25 protein-coding genes are annotated in these 23,393 nt (G+C 66.1%); 8 read left to right on the top strand and 17 right to left on the bottom strand.

Translation table 11 applies throughout. The annotated features are described in order from the left end of the window. Positions 1–19 precede the first annotated feature (19 nt). The 9 genes from MP11Mi_RS13345 to hrcA form a co-directional block, all read right to left on the bottom strand. The gene (locus MP11Mi_RS13345; RefSeq protein ID WP_420039390.1) at positions 20–850 is read right to left on the bottom strand and encodes an alpha/beta fold hydrolase; all 831 of its coding nucleotides are present in this window, start codon (positions 848–850) and stop codon (positions 20–22) included. A gap of 49 nt (positions 851–899) precedes the next feature. Beyond that, positions 900–1,817 carry a GTPase Era gene (gene era / locus MP11Mi_RS13340; RefSeq protein ID WP_236998669.1) on the bottom strand — a complete coding sequence of 306 codons (918 nt, stop codon included), beginning with the start codon at positions 1,815–1,817 and terminating at the stop codon, positions 900–902. Next, on the bottom strand, positions 1,814–3,163 hold the full coding sequence (locus MP11Mi_RS13335; protein ID WP_420042099.1) for a hemolysin family protein: 1,350 nt from the start codon (positions 3,161–3,163) through the stop codon (positions 1,814–1,816). The genes era and MP11Mi_RS13335 overlap by 4 nt, the downstream gene beginning before the upstream one ends. Before the next feature lie 7 nt (positions 3,164–3,170). Next, positions 3,171–3,716: an rRNA maturation RNase YbeY gene (ybeY, locus tag MP11Mi_RS13330; protein ID WP_420039389.1), complete on the bottom strand. Its 546-nt coding sequence runs from the start codon at positions 3,714–3,716 to the stop codon at positions 3,171–3,173. Then, on the bottom strand, positions 3,713–4,780 hold the full coding sequence (locus tag MP11Mi_RS13325) for a PhoH family protein (protein WP_420039388.1): 1,068 nt from the start codon (positions 4,778–4,780) through the stop codon (positions 3,713–3,715). The genes ybeY and MP11Mi_RS13325 overlap by 4 nt, the downstream gene beginning before the upstream one ends. 67 nt (positions 4,781–4,847) lie before the next feature. After that, complete coding sequence (locus MP11Mi_RS13320; protein WP_420039387.1) at positions 4,848–5,615, bottom strand: alpha/beta hydrolase family protein; 768 nt, start codon at positions 5,613–5,615, stop codon at positions 4,848–4,850. 3 nt (positions 5,616–5,618) lie between these two features. Next, positions 5,619–6,371, bottom strand: coding sequence for a 16S rRNA (uracil(1498)-N(3))-methyltransferase (locus MP11Mi_RS13315; RefSeq protein WP_420039386.1), 753 nt, complete (start codon positions 6,369–6,371; stop codon positions 5,619–5,621). Beyond that, on the bottom strand, positions 6,368–7,528 hold the full coding sequence (gene dnaJ, locus MP11Mi_RS13310; RefSeq protein WP_420039385.1) for a molecular chaperone DnaJ: 1,161 nt from the start codon (positions 7,526–7,528) through the stop codon (positions 6,368–6,370). Before dnaJ ends, MP11Mi_RS13315 begins: the two co-directional genes overlap by 4 nt. Positions 7,529–7,559: 31 nt before the next feature. Continuing rightward, positions 7,560–8,594 carry a heat-inducible transcriptional repressor HrcA gene (hrcA, locus tag MP11Mi_RS13305; protein WP_420039384.1) on the bottom strand — a complete coding sequence of 345 codons (1,035 nt, stop codon included), beginning with the start codon at positions 8,592–8,594 and terminating at the stop codon, positions 7,560–7,562. A 75-nt stretch (positions 8,595–8,669) separates the two neighbouring features. Here hrcA and MP11Mi_RS13300 point away from each other — a divergent pair, with 75 nt between their 5' ends. Continuing rightward, on the top strand, positions 8,670–9,101 hold the full coding sequence (locus MP11Mi_RS13300) for a type II toxin-antitoxin system VapB family antitoxin (RefSeq protein WP_420039383.1): 432 nt from the start codon (positions 8,670–8,672) through the stop codon (positions 9,099–9,101). A gap of 20 nt (positions 9,102–9,121) precedes the next feature. Here MP11Mi_RS13300 and MP11Mi_RS13295 read toward each other — a convergent pair whose 3' ends face one another. Together MP11Mi_RS13295 and MP11Mi_RS13290 are read right to left on the bottom strand one after the other, a co-directional pair. Further along, complete coding sequence (locus MP11Mi_RS13295) at positions 9,122–9,835, bottom strand: HD domain-containing protein (protein WP_420039382.1); 714 nt, start codon at positions 9,833–9,835, stop codon at positions 9,122–9,124. Continuing rightward, positions 9,832–10,452, bottom strand: coding sequence for a TetR/AcrR family transcriptional regulator (locus MP11Mi_RS13290; RefSeq protein WP_420039381.1), 621 nt, complete (start codon positions 10,450–10,452; stop codon positions 9,832–9,834). The genes MP11Mi_RS13295 and MP11Mi_RS13290 overlap by 4 nt, the downstream gene beginning before the upstream one ends. A 79-nt stretch (positions 10,453–10,531) precedes the next feature. On the opposite strand from MP11Mi_RS13290, the gene MP11Mi_RS13285 reads away from it, so the two are divergent. Further along, complete coding sequence (locus MP11Mi_RS13285) at positions 10,532–10,978, top strand: PaaI family thioesterase (protein ID WP_420039380.1); 447 nt, start codon at positions 10,532–10,534, stop codon at positions 10,976–10,978. A gap of 13 nt (positions 10,979–10,991) precedes the next feature. On the opposite strand, the gene hemW is transcribed toward MP11Mi_RS13285, so the two are convergent. Next, on the bottom strand, positions 10,992–12,173 hold the full coding sequence (gene hemW, locus MP11Mi_RS13280; protein ID WP_420042098.1) for a radical SAM family heme chaperone HemW: 1,182 nt from the start codon (positions 12,171–12,173) through the stop codon (positions 10,992–10,994). Positions 12,174–12,560: 387 nt separating this feature from the next. On the opposite strand from hemW, the gene MP11Mi_RS13275 reads away from it, so the two are divergent. Genes MP11Mi_RS13275 through MP11Mi_RS13255 form a run of 5 tightly spaced genes read left to right on the top strand, consistent with a single transcriptional unit; the run spans position 12,561 to position 18,064 of the window. Beyond that, positions 12,561–14,279, top strand: coding sequence for a nitrite/sulfite reductase (locus tag MP11Mi_RS13275; RefSeq protein ID WP_420039379.1), 1,719 nt, complete (start codon positions 12,561–12,563; stop codon positions 14,277–14,279). A gap of 8 nt (positions 14,280–14,287) precedes the next feature. Beyond that, complete coding sequence (locus tag MP11Mi_RS13270; protein ID WP_420039378.1) at positions 14,288–15,049, top strand: phosphoadenylyl-sulfate reductase; 762 nt, start codon at positions 14,288–14,290, stop codon at positions 15,047–15,049. After that, complete coding sequence (cysD, locus tag MP11Mi_RS13265) at positions 15,046–16,005, top strand: sulfate adenylyltransferase subunit CysD (RefSeq protein ID WP_420712791.1); 960 nt, start codon at positions 15,046–15,048, stop codon at positions 16,003–16,005. The genes MP11Mi_RS13270 and cysD overlap by 4 nt, the downstream gene beginning before the upstream one ends. Beyond that, positions 16,005–17,342 (top strand): sulfate adenylyltransferase subunit 1, encoded by a 1,338-nt coding sequence (locus MP11Mi_RS13260; RefSeq protein ID WP_420039376.1) that lies wholly within the window; start codon positions 16,005–16,007, stop codon positions 17,340–17,342. The genes cysD and MP11Mi_RS13260 overlap by 1 nt, the downstream gene beginning before the upstream one ends. After that, positions 17,342–18,064 (top strand): sirohydrochlorin chelatase, encoded by a 723-nt coding sequence (locus MP11Mi_RS13255; protein ID WP_420039375.1) that lies wholly within the window; start codon positions 17,342–17,344, stop codon positions 18,062–18,064. Before MP11Mi_RS13260 ends, MP11Mi_RS13255 begins: the two co-directional genes overlap by 1 nt. Before the next feature lie 7 nt (positions 18,065–18,071). Here MP11Mi_RS13255 and MP11Mi_RS13250 read toward each other — a convergent pair whose 3' ends face one another. Continuing rightward, positions 18,072–18,995 (bottom strand): alpha/beta hydrolase, encoded by a 924-nt coding sequence (locus tag MP11Mi_RS13250; protein WP_420039374.1) that lies wholly within the window; start codon positions 18,993–18,995, stop codon positions 18,072–18,074. Between the two features lie 167 nt (positions 18,996–19,162). Here MP11Mi_RS13250 and MP11Mi_RS13245 point away from each other — a divergent pair, with 167 nt between their 5' ends. Then, positions 19,163–19,555: a DUF4189 domain-containing protein gene (locus tag MP11Mi_RS13245; RefSeq protein WP_420039373.1), complete on the top strand. Its 393-nt coding sequence runs from the start codon at positions 19,163–19,165 to the stop codon at positions 19,553–19,555. 7 nt (positions 19,556–19,562) lie between these two features. On the opposite strand, the gene MP11Mi_RS13240 is transcribed toward MP11Mi_RS13245, so the two are convergent. The 4 genes from MP11Mi_RS13240 to MP11Mi_RS13225 are packed head-to-tail and all read right to left on the bottom strand — an operon-like array spanning position 19,563 to position 23,287. Continuing rightward, entirely contained in the window at positions 19,563–20,552 is a 990-nt protein-coding gene (locus MP11Mi_RS13240) for a sulfate/molybdate ABC transporter ATP-binding protein (RefSeq protein ID WP_420039372.1), read from the bottom strand. 1 nt (position 20,553) lies between these two features. After that, on the bottom strand, positions 20,554–21,402 hold the full coding sequence (gene cysW / locus MP11Mi_RS13235; protein ID WP_420039371.1) for a sulfate ABC transporter permease subunit CysW: 849 nt from the start codon (positions 21,400–21,402) through the stop codon (positions 20,554–20,556). Continuing rightward, positions 21,402–22,202 (bottom strand): sulfate ABC transporter permease subunit CysT, encoded by an 801-nt coding sequence (cysT, locus tag MP11Mi_RS13230; protein WP_420712880.1) that lies wholly within the window; start codon positions 22,200–22,202, stop codon positions 21,402–21,404. The genes cysW and cysT overlap by 1 nt, the downstream gene beginning before the upstream one ends. Before the next feature lie 32 nt (positions 22,203–22,234). Further along, on the bottom strand, positions 22,235–23,287 hold the full coding sequence (locus tag MP11Mi_RS13225; RefSeq protein WP_420042097.1) for a sulfate ABC transporter substrate-binding protein: 1,053 nt from the start codon (positions 23,285–23,287) through the stop codon (positions 22,235–22,237). Positions 23,288–23,393: the final 106 nt, after the last annotated feature.

Raw genomic sequence — 23,393 nt, 5'->3', positions numbered from 1 at the left:
AACGTGGGATCGACTCGCGTCAGGTCGTCCTGACGAAGTCCGCCAGTTCCGTCGCAACCCGCTCAGGCTGGTCCTCGGGAAGCAACGTCCACGAGTCGGCGACCTCAACCAGACGCGCGTTCGGGAACTCGCCGACCATCCGCCGCGCATGACCGATCGGCATCATCGAGTCCTCAACCGCCCACAACAACAGCACCGGCCGGTCGAAACGGACCACGTCGTCGTGCCAGGCATTCAAGACAGCCTTCGACGGCGCGCCGGTCGCGAACTTCGCGAGATCGCGGCGGATATCGGCGTCACGCAGGGCAGGCGCGAACCAGTCGTCCATCACGTCGTCTGGGATCGCGTTCTTGGCGAGCCCGCCGTACGCCATATGTCCGTGCCGGAACAACGCGGTCCGTGTGATCTGCATGAGCAGCCATGCCCCGCCCGGAAGCCGACACAGCGCAGACGCCGGACGGGCGGGTCTCGGCGGGAAGTTGTCGAACGCTTCGCACGACGCCAGCACCAGCCGAGCCAGCCGGTGGTCACGCCCTTCGGAGACGATGAACTGGCCGCCGCCCCAATCGTTCAAGACCAATGTGACCTCGTCCAGATCCAGCGCGTCGAGGAAATCGGCGATCACGTTGGCGACACCCGACTGGGACAAGTCGGCGTCCGGCTTCATCGGACGTCTATGCGCGCCCAACGGCCACGTCGGCGCGATACAGCGGAAGCCCTCGAGCAGCGGGATCACCGCGCGCCACTGCGTCTCGTTCATCAACAGCCCGTGACCGAACACCAGCACCGGCCCATCACCGCCGGTGTCCGTGTAGTCGATCGGGCCTGCGGGCAGATCGATCCGTGGCATGCGTCCACCGTGCCCGTGTGGGGAGCGAATGTCCAGGGGGGCGACTCCGCTAGAAGCCGAGGCGGCCCAACTGTTTCGGGTCGCGCTGCCAGTCCTTGGCGACCTTCACGTGCAAGTCGAGGTACACCTTGGTTCCGAGCAACCGTTCGATCTGGCCGCGGGCGACCGTCCCGACCTCCTTGAGCCGGGCGCCCTTGTGACCGATGACGATGCCCTTCTGGCTGTCCCGCTCGACGAACAGGTGCGCGTACACGTCCACCACGTCCGAGCCGTCGCGCGGGACGACTTCTTCGATGACGACGGCCAGCGAGTGCGGCAGTTCGTCGCGGACGCCCTCCAAGGCAGCCTCGCGGATGAATTCGGCCATCAGCACCTGCTCGGGTTCGTCCGTCAGTTCGCCGTCCGGATAGAACGCGGGCCCCTCCTCGCACAGTGAGACGAGTACGTCGGCGAGCGTGTCGAGTTGCTTGCCCGACTTTGCCGAGCAGGGCACCACCTCGGCATCGGGTCCCATCAGCGCCGACAGCGCCATCAGCTGCTTAGCGACCTTCTCCGGACCCACCCGGTCGATCTTGGTGACGACTCCGACCTTGCGGGTCTTCGGCGCGACAGTCTGGACCTGGTCGACGATCCGACGATCACCGGGACCGATCGCCTCGTCGGCCGGAATACACACGCAGACCACGTCGACCTCAGAATAGGTGTCGCGCACCAGGTCATTGAGTCGCTGCCCGAGAAGGGTCCGCGGGCGATGCAGTCCCGGCGTGTCGACGAGGACGAGCTGAGCGTCCGGCCGGTTCACGATCCCGCGGATCGCGTGCCGCGTGGTCTGCGGACGGTTCGACGTAATGGCGACCTTGTCGCCGACGAGCGCGTTCGTCAACGTCGACTTGCCGGTGTTCGGGCGGCCGACGAAACAGACGAAGCCCGAACGGAATTCGGGTTGCGACGACGTGGGGTTGCTCAAGCGGTGTCTCCGATCGATGAGTCTTGCGTTTCGTGCAGCGTATCGTCTTCGCCCCACTCCTCGCGGACACCGTCTGCCGACTTCTTCCTGGCACGTCGCACGACGACGGTCGTTATCCGTTGGCGGCCCGACTTGGTGGGGCCTCCCTCGGCTGTCATTTTGAGCCCGTGCGACTTCACTTTCGCGCCGGGCAGCGGGACCCGGCCAAGCCGTAGACCGAGGAGGCCGCCGACGGTCTCGACCTCGTCGTCGTCGATCTCGATGCCGAACAGTTCACCGAGATCTTCGACGGGGAGTCGCGCGGAAACGCGGTACTTGTCCTCGCCCAGCTTGTCGATCGGCGCGACCTCGTCGGTGTCGTACTCGTCGGAGATCTCGCCGACGATCTCTTCGAGCACATCCTCGATCGTGACCAGGCCTGCGACGCCGCCGTACTCGTCGGCGAGGAGAGCCATGTGATTCCGCTTGGCCTGCATGTCTTCGAGCACGTCGTCGAGCGGTTTGGAGTCGGGGATGAACTCCGCCGACCGCATCACCGCGCCGACGTCGAATCCGGCGACGGGCAGCTTCGGCAGCATCCGCTCCACCAGGTCCTTGAGGTAGACGACGCCAACGATGTCGTCGGGGTTCTCGCCGATCACCGGGATCCGCGAATGGCCCGACCGGACGGCGAGGCTCATCGCCTGGGTCGCGGACTTGTCCGACTCGATCCACACCATCTCCGGGCGCGGCACCATCACCTCGCGCGCGTTCGTGTCGCCGAGCTCGAACACCGACTGGATCATGCGGCGTTCGTCGTCGTCGACGACACCTTGCTCCTGGGCGAGGTCGACCACTTCGCGGACTTCTACTTCCGTGGCGAACGGACCGTTACGGAAGCCCTTGCCGGGAGTGAGCGCGTTTCCGACGAGGATCAACATGCGGGTCACCGGGCGCAACAGCACCCCGATCGCGGTCAAGACGGGCGCCGCGACCAGGGCGATCGAGTAGGCGTGCTGCCGCCCAAGCGTGCGCGGCCCGACCCCGACCGCAACATAGGACACACCGGTCATCACGATGACCGTTACGGTCATCCCCCAACCGGTGCCGAGCCCGTCGACCGCTGTCACCGCGACGAGGCCGATCGCCGCTACTTCGCCGAACACGCGGAGAAGGACGGCGAGGCCGACGTAGGTCGCCCGCCGCTCGAGAACGGTGCGGAGTCGTTTCGCACCGCCGCGCTCCTCTTTGACCATGTCGTCGACGCGCGCCGCAGACACCGTCTGCAGTCCCGTATCGACTGCGGCGAACAGACCTGCGACGGCGATCAGAGCGGTGGCTCCGATCAGGAAGATCACGTCACGCATCACGAGTTCAGCGTCCGCCTATGTCGCCGGAGAAGCCGGTGTTGCGCAGCAGCCGAGCGTCACGTTCGGCTTGCGCCTGGAGTCGGACGCGGTCGTCGCGCGCTGAATACCAGTCGACGATGATCTGGCCTTGCAGCCCGAACATCTCCTTCTCGTCCTCGGGTTCGGCGTGGTCGAATCCGAGAAGGTGCAAGACCCCGTGGACGGTGAGGACAGCGACTTCGTGTTCGAAGCTGTGCCGTTGACTCTTGGCCTGTTGCGCCGCGAACTCGGGGCAGATCACGATGTCGCCGAGCATCGCCGGACCGGGGTCGGCCGCGTCGGGGCGCCCGCCGGGCGTCAACTCGTCCATCGGGAAGCTCATCACGTCGGTCGGACCGGGTAAGTCCATCCACTGCACGTGCAGGTCGGCCATGGCCTCCGAGTCGACCAGGGTGATCGACAGTTCGGCGCCCCGATGGACTTCCATGCGCGCCATCGCGAAGCGCGCAGCTTCGATGACGAGTTGTTCGGGCACGTCGACGCCCGACTCGTTGAACAGTTCGATGCTCATCGGCGGTGTCCCCCGTCGGTCCGGCGCATGCCGTCTCTCCTGGCGGCGCGGTTGCCGCTCGCCACATCGCGCGGCCCCGCCGAGTCTCTGTCTTCCTCGGCCCGACCGTATGCGTCGACGATGTCGGCGACGAGACGGTGACGCACGACGTCAGAGCTGGTCAACTCGGCGAAGTGAATGTCGTCGATGCCGTCGAGGATGCGGGCGGCGATTCGCAGTCCGCTCCTCGCCCCGCCTGGCAGGTCGACCTGGGTTACGTCACCGGTGACGACCATCTTCGCGCCGAACCCAAGCCTGGTGAGGAACATCTTCATCTGTTCACCGGTCGTGTTCTGTGCCTCGTCGAGGATGATGAACGCGTCGTTGAGGGTACGGCCACGCATGTACGCCAGCGGCGCGACTTCGATGACGCCGGCCTCCATGAGCTTGGGGATCGTTTCGGGATCCATCATGTCGTGTAGCGCGTCGTACAGAGGTCGCAGGTATGGGTCGATCTTCTCGCTGAGAGTGCCCGGCAGGAAGCCCAGCCGCTCCCCCGCCTCGACGGCGGGACGCGTCAGGATGATCCGTGTGACCTCCTTGTTCTGCAACGCCTGGACGGCCTTCGCCATCGCGAGATATGTCTTTCCGGTGCCTGCTGGACCCAGACCGAAGACGATCGTGTTCTTGTCGATCGCGTCGACGTAATGCTTCTGGTTGAGCGTCTTAGGCCGGATCGTCTTACCGCGCCGCGACAGGATGTCTAGGCTGAGCACTTCGGCTGGCGACTCGTTCGACACGGACAGGATCGACAGACTCTGCCGGACGAGATCCGGGGTCAGCGTCGTCCCGCCGCGCACCACCTTCACCAGTTCCGCGATCACTCGCTCGGATGCGGCTACGTCGGCGGGCGCACCCTTGAGAGTGATTCGGTTGCCTCTGACGTGGATGTCGGCGGGCAGCTGCGCTTCCAAGGTCCGCAGGTTGACGTCGGTCGCGCCGAGAAGCCCGACGGCGAGGTCTTGCGGCACCTCGATCTTCGAGCTCGCTGCCGCGTCGGCCAGATCGTCGCCCGTCTCAGTCATTCGGCCTGCCACTCACTACGTTCGTCACTCCCTCATCCTATCGCCGGACTGTCCGGCGGGCATCGCGTTAAATCCCCAGCACACGGAGCGTCTGCCGACTGGCCGCCGACCGTGGGTCGACGAAGGCGTCGTGGCCTTCGCCGGGAACCTCGTACAGGGCGGCACGCTGGCCTCGCCGCACAGCGTCCGCGACGTAGCGCCTGCTCATCTCGATCGGCACCGACCGGTCGTCGACGGTATGGATGACCGCGACCGTCGAGGCGAACGGCTCCAGTTCAGACGGGGACGCCGCCCGGTAGCGGTCCGGAATCTGTGCGAACGGCGCGCCCATGAGGTCGACGACCGACGGGCGGTCGAACGCGCCGCTCTCGGTGAAGTCGAGGACCGGCGACTGCGCGATGACCGTGCCGAAGGCGAATCGTTCGGTGGCGCCGCTCAGACGGGCCGCCGCATACACGGCGAGCTGGCCGCCCGCGGAATGTCCGACGATCGACGCGTGCGCCCGGTCGACGTCGATCCCCGCCGTCGCCAGCTGATCGGTGACCGGGCCGTCGAGCGCGCTGACCGCGTCGACCACGTCACGACCAGTGTTCGGCCAGCCGCCGCCCGGTTCGCCGACCCGGCGGTATTCGATGTTCCATACGACGGCTCCGCGTTCGGTCAACATTCGCGCGAGACCGGTGTAGACGACCAACGCGTATTCGGTTGACCAGTAGCCGCCGTGGACCAGGACGACCAGCGGGGCGTGTCCGGGGCCGCGCGATCCTTCTCCCGGCAGGTACAGGTGACCGAACGTGCTCGGCGACTCACCGTACGGGATCTTGATTCGGCGCACCGGTCATCGACTCCAACGATCGGTGACCGCACCGAGTGCGCCGAGTGCGACGGCGCCCGCGGCCGCGGTCCGCAACACTTCGGGGCCGAGGACGACGGGCCGCCCGCCGAGCGCCGTCAGGTCTTCGATCTCGGCGTCGTCGAGGCCGCCTTCGGGGCCGATCACCAGGATTATCTCCGACGCGGCCGCGAATTCGAGCGACCGGAACGGCGTCGATCCAGTCTCGTGGAGCAAGGCGACGACGCCGCCGTCGCCGACGACACGTGCGCACCGCTCGCGCACATCCATCGTCGTGGCCAGATCGGCGACCTCCGGTATCCACGACCGTCGCGCCTGTTTGGCTGCGGTCGCCGCAGCGGACCGCCACTTGTCCACGCCGCGTTCGGCTTTCGACCCGGCCCACCGCGCGACACACCTGGCGGCCTGCCACGGCACGATCACGTCGACGCCTGCCTCGGTCATCAGGTCGACGGCGAGTTCCGCGCGTTCGGACTTCGGTAGCGCCTGTACGACGGTGACGAGCGGTTTGGGTCGGGTCACGAACTCGACGCGTCCGGCGCGGACCGTCAGCCGGTCCTTGCCCGACGTCCCGAGCACGTCGCAGTCGGCGAGTGTGCCGCGACCGTCACCGAGGACCACCCGCTGGCCGCGTCTGATCCGCGTCACGGTGACCGCGTGTCGACCTTCCGAGCCAGATACCGTCGCCTCTTCGCCTGCGGCGGGGACGTCGTCGACCCAGAAGAGCGGTGGGGTCATCGGCCTGCGAAAGCGTTGCGAAGTTTGGAGAACAGTCCGCCCGAACCGGCCGACTTGGACCTCACGCTAACGAGTTCGACGTCGTCGTCGATCGCCTCGCGCAGGCCGGTGAGCAGTTCGGTCTGGGTAGCGTCCAGTTTGCGCGGCACCACGACGTCTAGGTGTGCGTGTAGGTCGCCGCGCATTCCGGTATTCAGATGCGGCATGCCGTGGCCACGGACCTTGACTACGGCTCCCGGTTGGGTTCCGGGGCCGACGGTGACGGTGGCGACGCTGCCGAGGACAGTCGGCACCTCGATCTCGGTGCCGAGAGCGGCGTCGACCATCGGGACGCGGACCGTGCAGTGCAGGTCGTCGGCGTCGCGGACGAACACATCGTCGCTCGCTTCGCTGACCTCGACGTACAAGTCTCCTGCGGGCCCGCCGCCGGGACCGACTTCGCCCTGGCCGGTGAGTCGGACACGCATACCCTCCTGGACCCCAGCCGGAATCTTGACGGTGAGGGTGCGGCGCGAGCGGACTCGGCCGTCGCCGCCGCATTTGAGGCACGGGTCGGGGATGGTCTCGCCTGCGCCGTGGCATTCGGGACATTCGCGGACCGTCATCACCTGGCCGAGGAACGACCGTTGCACGGCTTGGATCTCGCCCGCACCCCGACAGGTACCACAGGTGACCGGCTTGGAGTCGCCACGTGTACCGGAACCGGTACACGAATCACACAGGATGGCGGTGTCGACGGTGATCTCCTTGCGGGCGCCTTCGGCGATCTCGTCGAGGTCGAGCGTGACGCCGACGAGTGCGGCTTCACCGGGGCGGACGCGCCCGCGGGGCCCGCGTCCGCCGCCGAAACCGCCGCCGCCACTGCCACCGCCGAAGAAAGTCTGGAAGATGTCGCCGAGGCCGCCTGACCCAAAAGGGTCGCCACCGAAGCCGCCCTGGCCCGGACCCGCGAGGGGGTCGCCACCCGCGTCGACCACGCGACGCTTCTCCGAATCGGAGAGCACCTCGTACGCGGTCGTCACCTCTTTGAAGCGGTCTTCCTCGTCGGGGTTGACGTCGGGATGGAGTTCACGGGCGAGCTTCCGGTAGGCGCGCTTGATCTCTTGATCCGTCGCCCCCTGGGAGACGCCGAGAGTTCCGTAGTAGTCACGAGCCACAGCGAATACAGTCCTTACGCTTCACATAGTTCTATCGGTCGGCGAGCACTTCGCCGACATATTTCGCAACTGCAGCGACCGACGCGATTGTTCCCGGATAGTCCATCCGGGTGGGTCCCACCACACCGACGCTGCCGAACACAGTGCCCGAAGCACCGTACCCGGTCGAGACGACCGACGTGTTGCGCAGGTTCGCGGTGTTGGTCTCCTCACCGATCTGGACGGTCACCTGACCGGTGCGTTGGGTGTGCGCGAGCAGTTTGAGGACGACGACCTGTTCTTCGAGCGCTTCGAGCACGGTATCCATGCCGCCGGTCGCCGGCGTGAAGTCGGCGGCCGATCGCGCCAGGTTCGACGTTCCGCCCAACACGAGCCGGTCCTCCCCACGTTCGACGAGAGTCTCGACGAGCACCGTCGCGATCGTGACGACCTGTTCCTGCAGTTCCGGCGGAGCCTGGCTGGCGAGGTCGGCGACGGCGACGGACGCGTCTTCGAGGCGTTGCCCGTCGAGCGCCTGCGAGAACATGGTGCGCAGTCGTGCGAGCGTGTCGTCGTCGCCCGCTTCGCGGAGCGTCACCATCCGCTGTTCGACGCGGCCGTTGTCGGTGATGACGACCAGCAGGAGACGTGTCGGGCTGAGCGCGACCACTTCCAGATGCCGGACGCGAGCCGTCGACAGCACAGGGTACTGGATGACGGCGACCTGCCGCGTGAGCTGAGCCAGTAGTCGCACACTGCGGCGCAGCACGTCGTCGAGGTCGACTCCGGAGTCGAGGACCGACAGGATGGCGCGGCGCTCGGCCGACGACAGCGGCTTGATCTCACTGATCCGGTCGACGAAGAGTCGATAGCCCTTATCGGTCGGCACCCGCCCGGAACTCGTGTGCGTCTGCGTGATGTAGCCCTGCTCTTCGAGCACGGCCATGTCGTTGCGAACCGTGGCGCTCGACACGCCGAGGTGATGCCGGTCGACGAGGGCCTTCGATCCGATCGGTTCTTGAGTCCCCACGAAATCGGTGACAATGGCATGGAGAATCTCAAAGCGACGGTCGTCTGTACTCGACACAGGCACCTCCTCACACAGTTTGCATACAGTGAACTACGACCATTCTACGAAACTGACGGAAAGACCAGGCGGGCAATGATCTTCAAGGGGGTACACGAGGGCAGGCCGTATCCCGATCACGGTCTCGCCCCACGTGATTGGGCCAAGATCCCGCCCCGCCAGTTTCGCCTCGACCAGCTGACCACCGTGACGACCGTGCTCGCACTCGACAAGCTGTTGGCCGAGGACTCGACGTTCTACGGCGACCTGTTCGCCCACATCGTCCAATACGAGGGTGTGATGTATCTCGAGGACGGATTGCACCGCGCGGTTCGGTCCGCGTTGCGGAATCGGACGCTCATCCACGCCCGTCTGTTCGACTTCGACGAGCACCTGCTGCGCTTCGGTCTAGTGCCCGGTGCCGACGAGTCCGGGGTGGAGACGACGGCGCCCCTCCGGCCGGTGTCGTCGCCGCTTCCCGTTCACCCGCGGCGCCCGCGGACACCCGGAGCACACCGGTTGGACTAGGTCGGCAAGGGTGTCCGCGGTCAGCGTGCCAGCGGATTCAATGCCATCGGCAGCCGAGCGCCGACTCGCCACAGCACCGCAGCACTCGAATGCGGCCGGAGGCGGGTCTCGATCCGCATCGCGTCGGCGAATGCCTCATGGAATCCGTGACGCGGATGCTCGGCTTCGATCGTCGCGACCAACGCCGGATCGACTTCCCGTAACCGGTAGCCGACGACGTCGAGATTCACCGCCGAGTGGAGGCAGCGGGCGACCGGTTCGTCCGGCTCCGATGGATGGAAGTGGACGGCGATCGCGTCACGGACGACGTCCGCGTCGGCTGGGGGCCGGTGACGCGCGACCAGCCGGGCTGCCGCCTCACCGCCGATCGCCGCGAAGCATCCGTACCCGGGCACGTCGGGACCGCCGAGCGCGAGATCATGCAGCATCGCCGCCGCCCACACCTGCTCCGGGTCGGTGCGCAGATCGTCGATTCCCGCGAAGGCCATCGACCATTGAAAACATCGTCGACTGTGCGCGAGGACGGAAGGCGCCAGTTGATCGGCGGCACGTTCAGCGACCTCCATCGCATACCGAGAATCCGGCGGTCGGACCGGCTCCCCGCCAGATTCGACGCGAACCCTGCGGAGATAGCCGGGCACGGCCGTGGTCACGGCGGCGGTCGCCGATGCCGCGGCGGCGAGTCGTTCCCGACCGGTCAGTTCGCCGACTCGCCTGACTGGACCGACACTCATGACCGGGCACCCTCTCCTGACTCGGCGATCCGCGCGGCCAACTCGGCGCGCACCGGCGCGAGAAGGTCCTCGACCTCACTCGCTGTCGCGAACCCTTGCGTTCGCAGCGCGATCAACCCGTTCACCGTCCCCCACAGCCGGAGGGCTTCACCGCGTGCCGACCCGGCGTCGAGAGTCGATGCGGCCACCGTGGCGTCCAGGACGCCGCCGAGCAGGTCGCGGACGATCCGGCGTGCCTGCGTGACGAGCTCGGAGTCGTCCCGCCCCAGATCTGACAGGCCCAGGATGCGGAATGCCGCCGGAGCGTCGGCGTGGAAACGGAGGTAGGCGTCGAAGACAGCGAGTTCCACCGGTTCGCGCGCGGCGGCGATGGCCGCAGCCATCTCGTCGGCGTGCTGCCGCGCGATTCGGCAGGCAAGTGCGGCGTAGACATCCGCCTTTCCGCCGGGGAAATTCGCGTAGATGGAACTGAGTGCGACATCGGCCGCCGAAGCGAGTTCGTCGACCGACGTCTCCCGGAACCCGTGGCTGGCATACAGATCGGCAGCGGCGTCCAGCACCGCGTTGTGAGTTCGACGGCGTCGTCGGTCGGAAGGCTCGATAAGCGGTGCGGTCATACCCGAACCGTAATTCACCTATGTTTTCGTAGTCAAATTATGTTTTCATAGTCTGACTACGACTTGCTAGGAGATCGCAATGCCTAAACCGACCACCGGCACCGACACTGAATCGACTACCGGCACCGAGACAATGCGCGCCCTGTTCCCGACATCACCGTTCATCTCGACGCTCGGCGTGCGGATCATCGACCTCGGAGAAGGGACCGCCCACCTGCGCATGCCCTTCCGTGACGCCAACACCACGGTCGGCCCGATGGTCCACGGCGGCGCGATCAGCGCATGCGTCGATCTCGGCATCATGGCGGCCGCATGGGCGGGTGACGGACCAGTCCCGGAGCAGCTGCGCGGCGTCACCGTGTCCATGTCGGTCAACTTCATCGCACCGGCGATGAACGACGACATCGACATCGTCGCCACCCGATTGCGGCGCGGCCGCCGACTATCGCACTGCGCCGTCGAGATCCGCACACGAACGGACGATCAGCTCGTAGCGACCGGCGCAGGCGTCTACCAAGTCGGCTGACTCGACTCGCGGATCAATCGAGGATGTCGCGGACCACACCGTCGGCGAGCAACCGCCCGCGATCAGTGAGCACATAAGCGTCCCCGCGGCGCACGAGCAGGCCGGCCGCTACAGAGACGTCGGCCCGCATGCGCTCACGATCGTCGAGTACAGCGCGGGCCAGCCCGTCGCGCATCCGCAAGCGCAGCATCACCGCCTCGGTGTGCATGTCCTCGGCGGTCAGGATCTCGTGTCCCGCGACGGGCAATGCGCCGCTCGCCAGCGACGCCGAATAGGTGGCCGGATGCTTCTGGTTCCACCACCGCACGCCCCTCACGTGCGAATGTGCGCCGGGACCGACGCCCCACCAGTCGTCGCTTCGCCAATACATCTCGTTGTGCCTGCACGCCGACTCGGTCTCCGGCAGACCTGAATCCCGTTGCGCGCGAGACCAGTTCGAGACTTCGTACCACGTGAGTCCGGCCTGCGTGAGTCGCTCGTCCAGCATCTCGTAGCGAGCGGCGAGGACATCATCGTCGGGCATCGGCACCTCACCGCGCCGCACCTTCCTCGCGAACGCCGTTCCGTCCTCGACGATCAATGCGTATGCCGAGACATGATCAATCGGCACCGACAGAACCGCGTCGATGGACGCGGCGAGATCGTCGTCACTCTCCCCCGGCGTCCCGTAGATCAGATCCATGTTGAGGTGTTCGAACCCGGCGTCGGCCGCCTCGCGCGCGGCGGCGAGTGCGCGACCGGGCGTATGCGTGCGTTCCAGGACCGCCAGGACGTGGCGGGCCGCCGACTGCATCCCCAGCGAGATCCGGGTGTAGCCGGCGCCTCGGAGCGTCGCGAAGAACTCCGGCGACGTCGACTCCGGATTCGACTCGGTCGTCACCTCGGCGCCGTGCGCCAGATCGAATGAGTCGCGGACCGCGCCGAGCAGATCTGCGAGACCGTCGCCGCCGAGCAACGACGGCGTGCCACCACCGACGAATACTGTAGAGACCTTCCTCACAGGCGAGAGCAGCTCCGCGGCGGCGTCGAGTTCCCGGCGAACCCCCTCCATCCATGACTGCGGCGACGATGACGAACCTAGTTCGCCAGCGGTATAGGTGTTGAAGTCGCAGTAGCCGCACCGCGTCGCACAGAACGGGACGTGCAGGTAAAGGCCGAACGGACGGCCCTCATCGACGTCATGAAGGGCTGCCAGAGCCTGGTCTGAAAGCGCCTCGGGGGCCTGTCGGATCGCCACACCTCTATGATGACGCACCGCGGCGTCTCGCCTGTGTTCGACCAGCAGACGGGACCGGCTCGACCCACAAAAGGACTTAATCCTCACCGTGAGGCAAAATATCCCCAAGTAGACGCGTTACATCGGATCGTGGCATGATGGAGAGCGTGACTTTCCCCGGAGTGTGGCTCGCCGAACGGCGGCACATTGATCTCAAGCGCGTCAACAGCGCATTCTGTCGGCTCTGACCGACGGCCACTCCGGCTACGCTGCCCTCTTGCGGTACGCCGAGTTCACGTCACTTCACCCCTGAGTACCAGCCCACAGCAGTGCTGCCCTGTCCGCAGCATGCCATCAGGAGATCCGATGACGCTCACGTCAACCGAGTCGGCCGACCAGGCCGCGCAGGCCGCCGCGCCGCGCAAGCGGGCCCGGCCAACCAAGCGAAAGTCCGAGGGCCAGTGGGCCCTCGGCTATCGAACCCCGCTCAACCCGAACGAGCAGTCCAAGCGTGACGACAACCCGCTGAACGTGCGACGACGCATCCTCGACACGTATCAGCACGTCGGGTTCGACGGCATCGACAAAGCCGATCTCCGTGGCCGCTTCCGTTGGATGGGCTTGTACACGCAGCGCGCCGACGGCTACGACGGCACGTACACCCACGATGACAACATCGACATCCTCGAGGCCCCGTACTTCATGATGCGTGTGCGCACCGACGGTGGACAACTGTCCATCCCGCAGGTCCGCGCACTGGCAGGCATCTCGCGCGACTTCGCCCGCGGCACCGCCGACGTCACCGACCGCCAGAACATCCAGTACCACTGGATCGAGATCGAGAACGTCCCGGAGATCTGGCGTCGCCTCGAAGAAGTCGGCCTCGAGACCACCGAAGCGTGCGGCGACTGCCCTCGCGGCATGCTCGGCTCCCCACTCGCGGGCCTCTCTGTCGACGAGGTCCTCGACGGGAGCCCGGCGCTCGCCGAGATCAAACGGCGCTACGTCGGCGACCCCGAGTACTCGAACCTCCCCCGCAAGTTCAAGACGGCGATCTCCGGGTTGCAGGACGTCGTCCACGAGATCAACGACGTCAGCTTCGTCGGCGTCGAACACCCCGAACACGGTCCCGGACTGGACCTCTGGGTCGGCGGCGGCCTCTCGACCAACCCGATGCTCGCCAAGCGTCTCGGCGTGTGGGTGCCGCTCGACGAGGTCCCGGACGTCTGGGAGGGTGTCGTCGCGATCTTCCGCGACTACGGCTACCGCCGACTGCGTTCCAAGGCGCGTCTCAAGTTCCTGATGAAGGATTGGGGTCCGGAGAAGTTCCGTCAGGTCCTCGAAGACGAGTACTTGCACCGCAAGCTCGTCGACGGGCCGGCACCCGAGGCACCGAAACAGCCGATCGACCACGTCGGCGTCACCAAGCAGAAGAACGGTCAGTACGCGGTCGGCTTCTCGGCAGTGTCCGGTCGACTCTCGGACGTGGTTCTCGACGCGATCGCCGACGCCGCCGAGACCGCTGGCAGCGACAGCGTCCGCCTCACCCCGTACCAGAAGCTCGTCGTCGTCAACGTCAGCGAAGACAAGATCGCCGGTCTCGACGAGGCGCTCACCGCCGTCGGCCTGCAGTCGCGTCCCTCGGTGTGGCGCCGCAACCTGATCGCCTGCACGGGTCTGGAGTACTGCAAGCTCTCGTTCACCGAAACCCGCAGCCGATCCCAGGCGCTCGTCCCGGAGATGGAGAGCCGCCTCGCCGAACTCAACAAAGACCTCGACGTTCCGATCACCATCAACTTCAACGGATGCCCGAACTCGTGCGCTCGCGTCCAGGTGGCCGACATCGGTCTCAAGGGCCAGCTCATCGATGACGACGGCACCCCGGTCGAAGGCTTCCAAGTCCATCTCGGCGGCAGCCTCGGCTTCGACAGCGGCTTCGGCCGAAAGCTGCGTCAACACAAGATTTACGCGTCCGAAGCGACCGACTACATCGAGCGCGTCGTCCGCAACTTCGTCACCGAGCGCAACGACGGCGAACGCTTCGCCGAGTGGGCCGTCCGCGCCGACGACGAGAAGCTCAGGTAGGAGGAATTGTGAGTACTGATCTCGACTCCGCTCGATCGGCAGCCGGGTCCGCTCGATCGATCGACGAACTGCGTGCGATCGCGCAAGCGGGAGCGCAGCAGCTCGGGCCGGACGCGTCCGCCGAGGAACTGCTCCGGTGGACCGCCGAAACCTTCGGCACCGATTTCGTGATCGCTGCGAACATGCAGGACGCGGTCCTCATCGACGTCGCCAAGAAGGCTATCGACCCGGCGACGATCGACGGGCAGCAGCTCAAAGCACTGTTCCTCGACACCGGGTACCACTTCGCCGAGACCCTCGGCACCCGCGATGCGGTGACTGCCGTGTACGACCTCGACCTCATCAATGTCACCCCCGAGCAGACTGTCGAACAGCAGGACGAGTTGCTCGGCAAGAACCTGTTCGCGTCCCAGCCCGGCGAATGCTGCCGACTGCGCAAGGTGGTCCCACTCAAGGCGTCGCTCGCACCGTTCAGCGCCTGGATCACCGGTATCCGCCGCGTCGAAGCCCCCACGCGCGCTAATGCGCCGCTGATCTCGTTCGACGAAGGCTTCGGGCTCGTCAAGATCAACCCGCTCGCCGCATGGTCGGACGAAGAGTTCCAGGAATACATCGACGCGAACGGCGTCCTCGTCAACCCATTGGTCGACGAGGGCTACCCCTCCATCGGGTGCGAGCCGTGCACCGTCAAACCTAAGGCCGGAGAAGATCCGCGCAGCGGCCGTTGGGCCGGGCGCACCAAGACAGAATGCGGGTTGCACGCGTCATGACCATTTCCGATGAATCCCCTCTCACTCCGCTCGTCCGGCCGACGGCCGTGGACACGTCGGCTGACGAATTCACTACCCTCGACGCGCTCGAGTCGGAGTCGATCCACATTTTCCGCGAGGTCGCGGGCGAGTTCGAACGCCCGGTGATCCTGTTCTCCGGCGGCAAGGACTCGACGCTCCTCCTGCATCTGGCGCTTAAGGCGTTCTGGCCGGCCCCGCTGCCGTTCTCGCTGCTGCACGTAGACACCGGGCACAACCTGCCGGAGATCATCAAGTTCCGCGACGAGATCGTCGAACGCCACAATCTGCGCCTGCACGTCGCCAAGGTCGAGGACTACCTCGCCGACGGCCGTCTCACCGAGCGGCCCGACGGAATTCGCAACCCGCTGCAGACCATCCCCCTGCTCGACGGGATTACCGAGAACCGTTTCGACGCGGTATTCGGCGGCGCCCGCCGCGACGAAGAGCGTGCCCGCGCCAAGGAGCGGATCTTCTCGCTCCGCAACGCATTCGGCCAGTGGGATCCTAAGCGGCAACGTCCCGAACTGTGGAACCTCTACAACGGTCGCCACGCTCCGGGCGAACACGTGCGCGTGTTCCCGCTGAGCAACTGGACCGAGCTGGACGTGTGGCGGTACATCGCCCGCGAGCAGGTCCTCCTCGCCCCGCTGTATTACGCGCACGAGCGTGAGGTGTACGAGCGCGACGGCATGTGGATGACGTCCGGTCCGTGGGGTGGTCCCCGCGACGGCGAGTCCGTCGACACCCGCATGGTGCGCTACCGCACCGTCGGCGACGGCTCCACCACCGGGGCCGTCCTGTCGGAGGCCGCCGACAATGAGTCCGTTCTGGCCGAGGTCGCAGCGTCGCGCCTCACCGAGCGCGGTGCCACCCGTGGCGACGACCGTGTCTCCGAGGCCGCCATGGAAGACCGCAAGCGTGAAGGATATTTCTGATGACTGCATCGAACACGGGGGTCGCCCAGGCCTCGGCTGCGCCCGCCCCGGACCTACTCCGCATCGCGACGGCGGGCAGCGTCGACGACGGCAAGTCGACACTCGTCGGCCGTCTCCTGTTCGACACGAAGTCGGTGCTCGCCGACCAGATCGACGCCGTCACCAAAGCTTCCGTCGACCGCGGTATGGACACTCCCGATTTGTCTCTGCTGGTCGACGGTCTGCGCGCCGAGCGTGAGCAGGGCATCACGATCGACGTCGCCTACCGTTACTTCGCGACGCCGAACCGGTCGTTCGTCCTCGCCGACACCCCCGGCCACGTCCAGTACACCCGCAACACGGTGTCCGGCGCATCCACCGCGCAACTCGTGATCCTGCTCGTCGACGCCCGCAGCGGTGTGGTCGCGCAGACTCGGCGCCACGCGGCGGTCATGGCACTACTCGGTGTGCCGCGCCTGGTATTGGCGGTCAACAAGATCGATCTCGTCGACAATGCCGCCGAGGTGTTCGCGCAGATCTCGGCCGACTTCAACTCGGTCACCGCGGCGCTCGGCTACACGCCAGATCAGGTGCAGGAGATCCCGGTATCAGCTCTGCACGGCGACAACGTCGCCATCAGGTCGGAGAACACGCCGTACTACGACGGGCCGACCCTGATCGAGCACCTGGAGACGGTGCCGAACGTGATCGACCGCAGCGATGTCGGACTTCGCTTTCCGGTGCAGTACGTGATCCGTCCCCGCACGCCCGAGTACTTGGATTACCGCGGGTACGCCGGCCAGATCGCGGCCGGTCGGGTATCGGTCGGCGACGAGATCGTCGTCCAGCCGTCGGGCGTCCGTTCGACGATCGCCAAGATCGATACGGCGGACGGCGAACTGCAGACGGCACATACCGGACGTAGCGTCACCCTGCTGCTAACCGACGACATCGACGTCTCGCGCGGCGACCTCATCGCATCGGTGGGCGACGCACCCGAAGCCGCGCAGCAGTTCACCGCCACAGTCTGCTGGCTGGCCGAGAAGGCGTTGCGCCCGGGCGCACGGCTGCTTCTCAAGCACGGTACGAGGACGACGCAGGTCATCATCGGGTCCCTCGACGCACTGTTCGACGAGCAGAATCTGACCGTGATCGACGCGCCGGAAACGGTGGAGCTCAACCAGATCGGACGCATCTCACTGATGACGGCCGAGCCGATCGCCGCCGACGACTACCAGGTCGACCGGGAGTCGGGCAGCTTCCTGATCATCGACCCGCAGGGCGGCAATACGCTCGGAGCCGGACTTATCGGGGACGCGCTGGCACCGCTGCACCTGCCCGAGGCTGCAGCAGTCTGATGGCGCCCACTCTCGTGCTGGCCTCGCACGGCAGCCGAGACCCTCGATTCGATGCGACCGCCCGCCGGGTGGCCGACACGGTCCGCGTCGCGCTGCCCGGCGTGCGCGTCGAATCGGCCTATCTCGATTTGACCGCGCCGCTGATCGGCGACGTCCTCGCTGGGCTGTCCGGTGCGGTTGTCGTCGTTCCGCTGCTGTTCGGCAATGGTTTCCACGGCAAGGTCGACTTGCCGGGCATCGTCGCGGACGCGTGTGCGTCGAACTCGTCGCTGTCGGTGCGCCAGACCGACGTCGTCGGCGTCCATTCGCCGGTCCCGGTCCTCGTCGACCGCCTCACCGAGGCAGGCTTGCGTGGCGACGACGGAGTCCTCATGATCGCCGTCGGCTCCTCCGATCCTGGATCGGACGCGTCGATCTCGGCCCGCGCCGATGAACTCGCCTCGACACTCGGGCAGCCCGTCGAGTTGGTGTTCGCGACACGGATCGGGCGTGACGGAGCAGCGGTGCGAAACGCCGTCGGCTCCCTGCTAGCCCGCGGCTGTGCGCGGGTCGCGTTGAGCCCACTGTTCCTGTCGGCCGGGCTCCTCACCGAACGCGTGGAACATGCCCTCGATGCGCTCGACTCGCCCGCCGTAGTCGCGGGCCCGGTCGGCGCTCATCCGGCATTGATCGACGCCATCGCCGCGTCGTACGTGCAGCACGCGACGACAGTCTCGGTGTAGCTTTCCGTCACTGGTCGTGGAAGATCCCGTCGAGGTATTCGCCGATGTCGTCGACGGCGGTCTTGCCGAGGCTTGCGACGCCGGCAAGATTGGCGACGAAGGCGTGGATCTGCCCGTCGTAGCGGCGAGCCTGAACCGGGACGCCCGCATCGGCGAGACGCTGTGCGTACGCCTCGCCCTGGTCGCGGATCGGATCGTATTCGGCGGTTACGACGAAAGCGGGCGCCGCCCCCGACAAGTCGTCGACGAGCATCGGCGACGCCCGCCAATCCTTTGGGTCGGACGGATAGTTCTTGCCGAACCAGCGCAGCAAGTCGACCGTGAGGAACTTACCCTCTCCGTTCTCCTTGAGCGACGGATACGGCTTGGAGATGTCCGCCGCCGGGTAGATCAGCACCTGCCCGGCCAGCCTGCGTCGATTGTCACGGGCGTCGATCGCGACGACAGCGGCCAGAGTGCCGCCCGCACTGTCGCCCGCCACGGCGATGCGCGACGGATCGCCACCCAACTCGGCCGCATGATCGCCGACCCAGCGGGTCACCGCGATCGCGTCGTCGGACGCTGCCGGGAACGCACTTTCCGGTCCTTTTCGATAGTCGACCGAGACGACGACCGCGCCGACTTGAGCACACCAGATCGTGCACGGGCCGTGCACCGACTCCGGCGAGCCGACAACGAACCCACCACCGGGGAAATAGACGAGCACCGGGAAAGGTCCGTCCCCCTCCGGTGTGTAGACGCGAACCGCGATGTCGCCCGCAGGCCCCGGAATCGTCCGCTCGACGACCTCACCGACCTCGACCGGCGGCAGACCCGACCGCACGCTCATCTTGTCGAACGCACGCCGCGCCTGTTCGACCGTCATCTCGTGCATCGGCGTCGCACCCGCTATCGCGTCGAGCAGAGCCTGCGTTTTCGGGTCGATCGGCATGGAACCTCCAAGGAGTTGCGGTGCGGTCGGCTCCCAGTCTGCCCCACCGATTCCGCAGCTGCGCAGACTGCCAATCCGGGGTCCGTCTCCCCGCGGGTATATCGAACGACCGACATATGCCGTGTCCGAGTAGGCGAACCTGAGCATCACCTGAGTATTGTCATCGCATGAAACTTCGTCAGTTCTTCGCAGCATTCGCGATCACGGCATCGCTCGCCACCGGCGCAACCATGCTTCCCGGCGCCGCCCCTACCGCGGACGCCGCCAGCAACTACTGGGGTGCCATCGCCTGGAACTACAACGGGCGGACCGCGTACGCCGTGAACTACCACACCCAGAACGGTGCGCAACGTGCAGCGAAAGCACGCTGCGGATCGAACTGCGGTTGGTTCACGTTCTACCGCTCGTGCGGTGCCGCGGCCTACAAGTTCACCTCGACGCGGACTCGCGTCGGAACCGCCCGCGGCTATGCGACCCGGGCCGGCGCCCAGCGCGCGGCCAAACGTCAAGCAGGTCCCGGCTCCCACATCCGGGCATGGGCCTGCACCGCGGGACGGTAGCCGTTCGTCAATCCAGTTCGGGAACCTTGGTCGCCCGCGCGTAGATCTCCTCGCCCGCGAGGAGATTCAACGCGTTCTGGTCGCCACGCGTGATCTGCGCCAAGAACTCCTCGCCCGTCGTCGCAGCCTTCAACTCGACACGCGTCTCGAAGCCGAGATTCACCACCCGGAGAATCTCGGCTTTGACGACTCCGGTGTCCAATGACGAGTCCGGCCCAGGGAACACCATCTCCGGCGTCCGCCCCAACCGGATGTCGTGCGGACGGACCAATTCGCCGTTCAACTTGGACACCGAACCGAGGAACGACGCGACGAACACGTTGTCCGGGTGGTCGTAGAGTTCGTCCGGCGCGCCGATCTGTTCGATCCGCCCCTTATTGAGGATCGCGATCCGGTCGGAGACGTCCAACGCCTCCTGCTGATCGTGCGTGACGAGCACCGTGGTGACGTGAACCTCGTCGTGCAGCTTCCGCAACCATCTACGCAGGTCTTCACGAACCTTCGCGTCAAGCGCCCCGAACGGCTCATCGAGCAACAGCACCTGCGGGTCGACGGCCAGTGCCCGCGCCAACGCCATCCGCTGCCGCTGACCGCCGGACAACTGCGCCGGGTACCGTTTCTGGAAGACGGTCAATCCGACGATCTCCAGCAGTTCGTCGACCTTGTTCTCGATCTCGTTCTTCGGCCGCTTGCGGATCTTCAGCCCGAACGCGATGTTCTCGCGCACCGTCAGATGTTTGAACGCCGCGTAATGCTGGAACACGAAACCGATGTCGCGTTGCTGCGGCGACGCCTTCGACACGTCACGATCGTTGATCTTGACCGTGCCCGAATCGAGCGTGTCCAGGCCTGCGATCGCCCGCAGCAGCGTCGACTTGCCGGACCCCGACGGCCCGAGAAGCGACGTCAGAGACCCCTCCGGGATGTCGATCGACACATTGTCGAGCGCCGCGAACTCCCCGTACCTCTTATTAGCACCGATCACCGAGATGGACATGTCAGTTCTTCTCCTCTTCGACGATCGACGCGCTCGCGTCGGCCACCCGTCCTTGTACGCGTCGTTCGACGATGGTCATGACGACCAGCACGACGATCGCCACCAGCATCAGCAGAGTCGCGGCTGCGTACGCGCCGAACTCGTTGTAGTCATCGGTGTACCGAGAGTGCACCAACAGAGTCAGCGTCTGGGAGACGCCTGGAAAGTTCGACGACACCATGGTGACGGCGCCGTACTCGCCGAGTGCGCGAGCCACGGTCAGCACCACACCGTAGGTCAGGCCCCACCGGATGGCGGGCAGGGTGATCCGCCAGAACGTCTGCCATCCCGTGGCGCCGAGCGTCGCGGCGGCCTCTTCCTGTTCGGTACCGATCTCCCGGAGCACCGGTTCCACTTCGCGCACCACGAACGGCAACGTCACGAACGTCGTCGCCAACACCATGCCCGGTAGGCCGAAGATTATCCGGATGCCAAGCGACTCGAGACCGCCGAACCAACCGTCCGCGCCCCACAAGGCGATCAACGCAACGCCGACGACCACCGGGGAAACAGCGAACGGCAGATCGACGACCGCCTGCAGAATTCCCTTGCCGCGGAAACGTCCGCGGGCAAGCGCGAGTGCCGTCACCACACCGAAAATCACATTGAGCGGGACGACGATCACAACGATCAACAGCGACAGCTGCAATGCCGAGATCGCGGCGGGCGTGGTGATCCACTCCCAGAACTGGCCGAAGCCGTGCTCGAACGACCGCCAGAAGATCAGGCCGACCGGAACAAGTAGGAGAACGAACAGATAGATCAAAGCGATACTGCGCAGCCCAAGCCGCGTCCATCTCGACACGATCATTACTCCGAGCCCTCCCGACGGGTCTGGATGCGCGAGACGACGCGCAGAACGAACAGGACGACGAAAGCGATCACCAACAGAGCGACCGAGACAGCGGCCGCGTTGACCGGCTCGTCGACCTCGATCTGCTGCTGAATGTACTGCGACGACACCTGCGTCTTACCCGGGATGTTGCCGCCGATCAGAACGACCGAACCGAACTCGCCGATCGCGCGAGTGAAGGCGAGACCCGCACCGGTCAGGATCGACGGCAGCAGGGCCGGGAGGACGATCTTGGTCCAAATGACCCGGTTGCTCGCACCGAGCACCGATGCGGCTTCTTCGACGCTGTGGTCGAGTTCCATGAGGACCGGCTGCACCTGTCGGACGACGAACGGCAGCGTCACGAACGTCAACGCGATGACCAGCGCGGGCTGAGTCGCCGACAGGTGGATGTCGATCGGGCTGTTAGGCCCGTACAGCGACAGGAGCACGAGGCTCGCGACGATCGTCGGCAGCGCGAACGGCAAGTCGATGATCGCGTTGACGAACCCCTTGCCGGGAAACTCGTCGCGGACGAGAACCCACGCGATCAACGTGCCGAAGACGACGTTGATGATCGCGACGACGAGCGACACGACCACGGTGATGCCGAGGGACTGCAGTGCAGGTCTCGCGGTGACCGCGTCCCAGAATCCGGCCGGCCCGTCGTCGAACGACTGGGCGGCGATCGCCGCCAACGGCAGCAGCACGATGATGCTCAGCCACAGTCCGGCGACGCCGACGGTCAGCCCGGTGCTCGTCCGACGCCCCTTGCTGATCCCGGCGGGGACCTCAGTGGTCTCTGCGGTACTCAACTGCCCGCCTCCTCGTCGTAGATGGCGGTGATGGCGCCGTCGGATCCGAACAGCTTCTTGTCGACGTCCTTCCAGCCACCGAGATCCTCGATCGTCGTCAGCCGTGAGATGTCGCCCGGGAAGTCGCCTCTGGTCTGGGCTGCGACCGTAGGATCGGTCGGCCGGAAACCGGCCTTCGCCCACAGCCGCTGCGCGGGCGGAGTGAACAGGTAGTCGACGAAGGTCCGCGCCGCATCCAAGTCTTTGCTCGTATTGACAACGGCGACCGGATTGTCGATGCGGAACGTGTTCGACGGAACCATGTACTCGACACGCTGCGACGCAGGCGCGCTCGCGTTGCCCCGTTCGAGCATGATCGCCTCGTTCTCGTAGCTGATCAGCACGTCGCCCTGCCCCTGCTGGAACGTCGTAGTCGCCTCACGTCCCGACTTCGGGAGCACGTGAATGTGGTCGCGCACCAGGTCCCGGACGTACCCGAGACCGGCATCCGGGTTCTTCCCGGCGTCGCTCGTCGCAGCGTACGGCGCGAGGAGATTCCATTTGGCCGAACCGGAGCTGCCGGGGTTCGGGGTGACGACCTCGACTCCCGGCTTGAGCAGATCATTCCAGGAGTGGATGTTCTTCGGATTACCCTCGCGGACGACGAGCGCGACGACCGAACCGAACGCGACCGACTTGTTCGGGTGTTGGTCCTCCCAGTCCTCGTCGACGACTCCCGCCTTGACCAGACGCGTCACGTCGGGCGCCACGGAGAAGTTGACGACATCGACGGGCAGTCCGCGGGCGGCCTTACGCGACTGGTCACCGGACGCGCCGTACGACTGGGAGAAGCCGATGTCGTGACCTTCGGGTGTCTCACGGAACGCGGGGATCACCATGTCGAAGCCGACTTTCGGGACGGCGTACGCGGCGAGGTTAACGTGCCGGCTGCCCGACGATATGTCGATGCCGCCCGGCTCGTCCGTCGATCCGCCGCCGCACGCCGCGACCGAGGCGACGAGTGCCGCGACGACCGCGAGGCAGCCGATTGTCCGGCGCGGACGCCGCATGCGCCGATGGGTCTTCTCCGAGTTCACGCGATGACGCTAACAACGTGCGAGCTGCACCTCAACGTAGAACGGCATTGCGCTCACACTGATTCGAACTCTCGCTTTC

The sequence above is a fragment of the Gordonia abscondita genome (genome assembly GCF_032711245.1).
Taxonomy (GTDB): domain Bacteria; phylum Actinomycetota; class Actinomycetes; order Mycobacteriales; family Mycobacteriaceae; genus Gordonia.
Note: the sequence above shows the minus strand (reverse complement) of the source record. Positions and strands in the feature narration are given on the sequence as shown.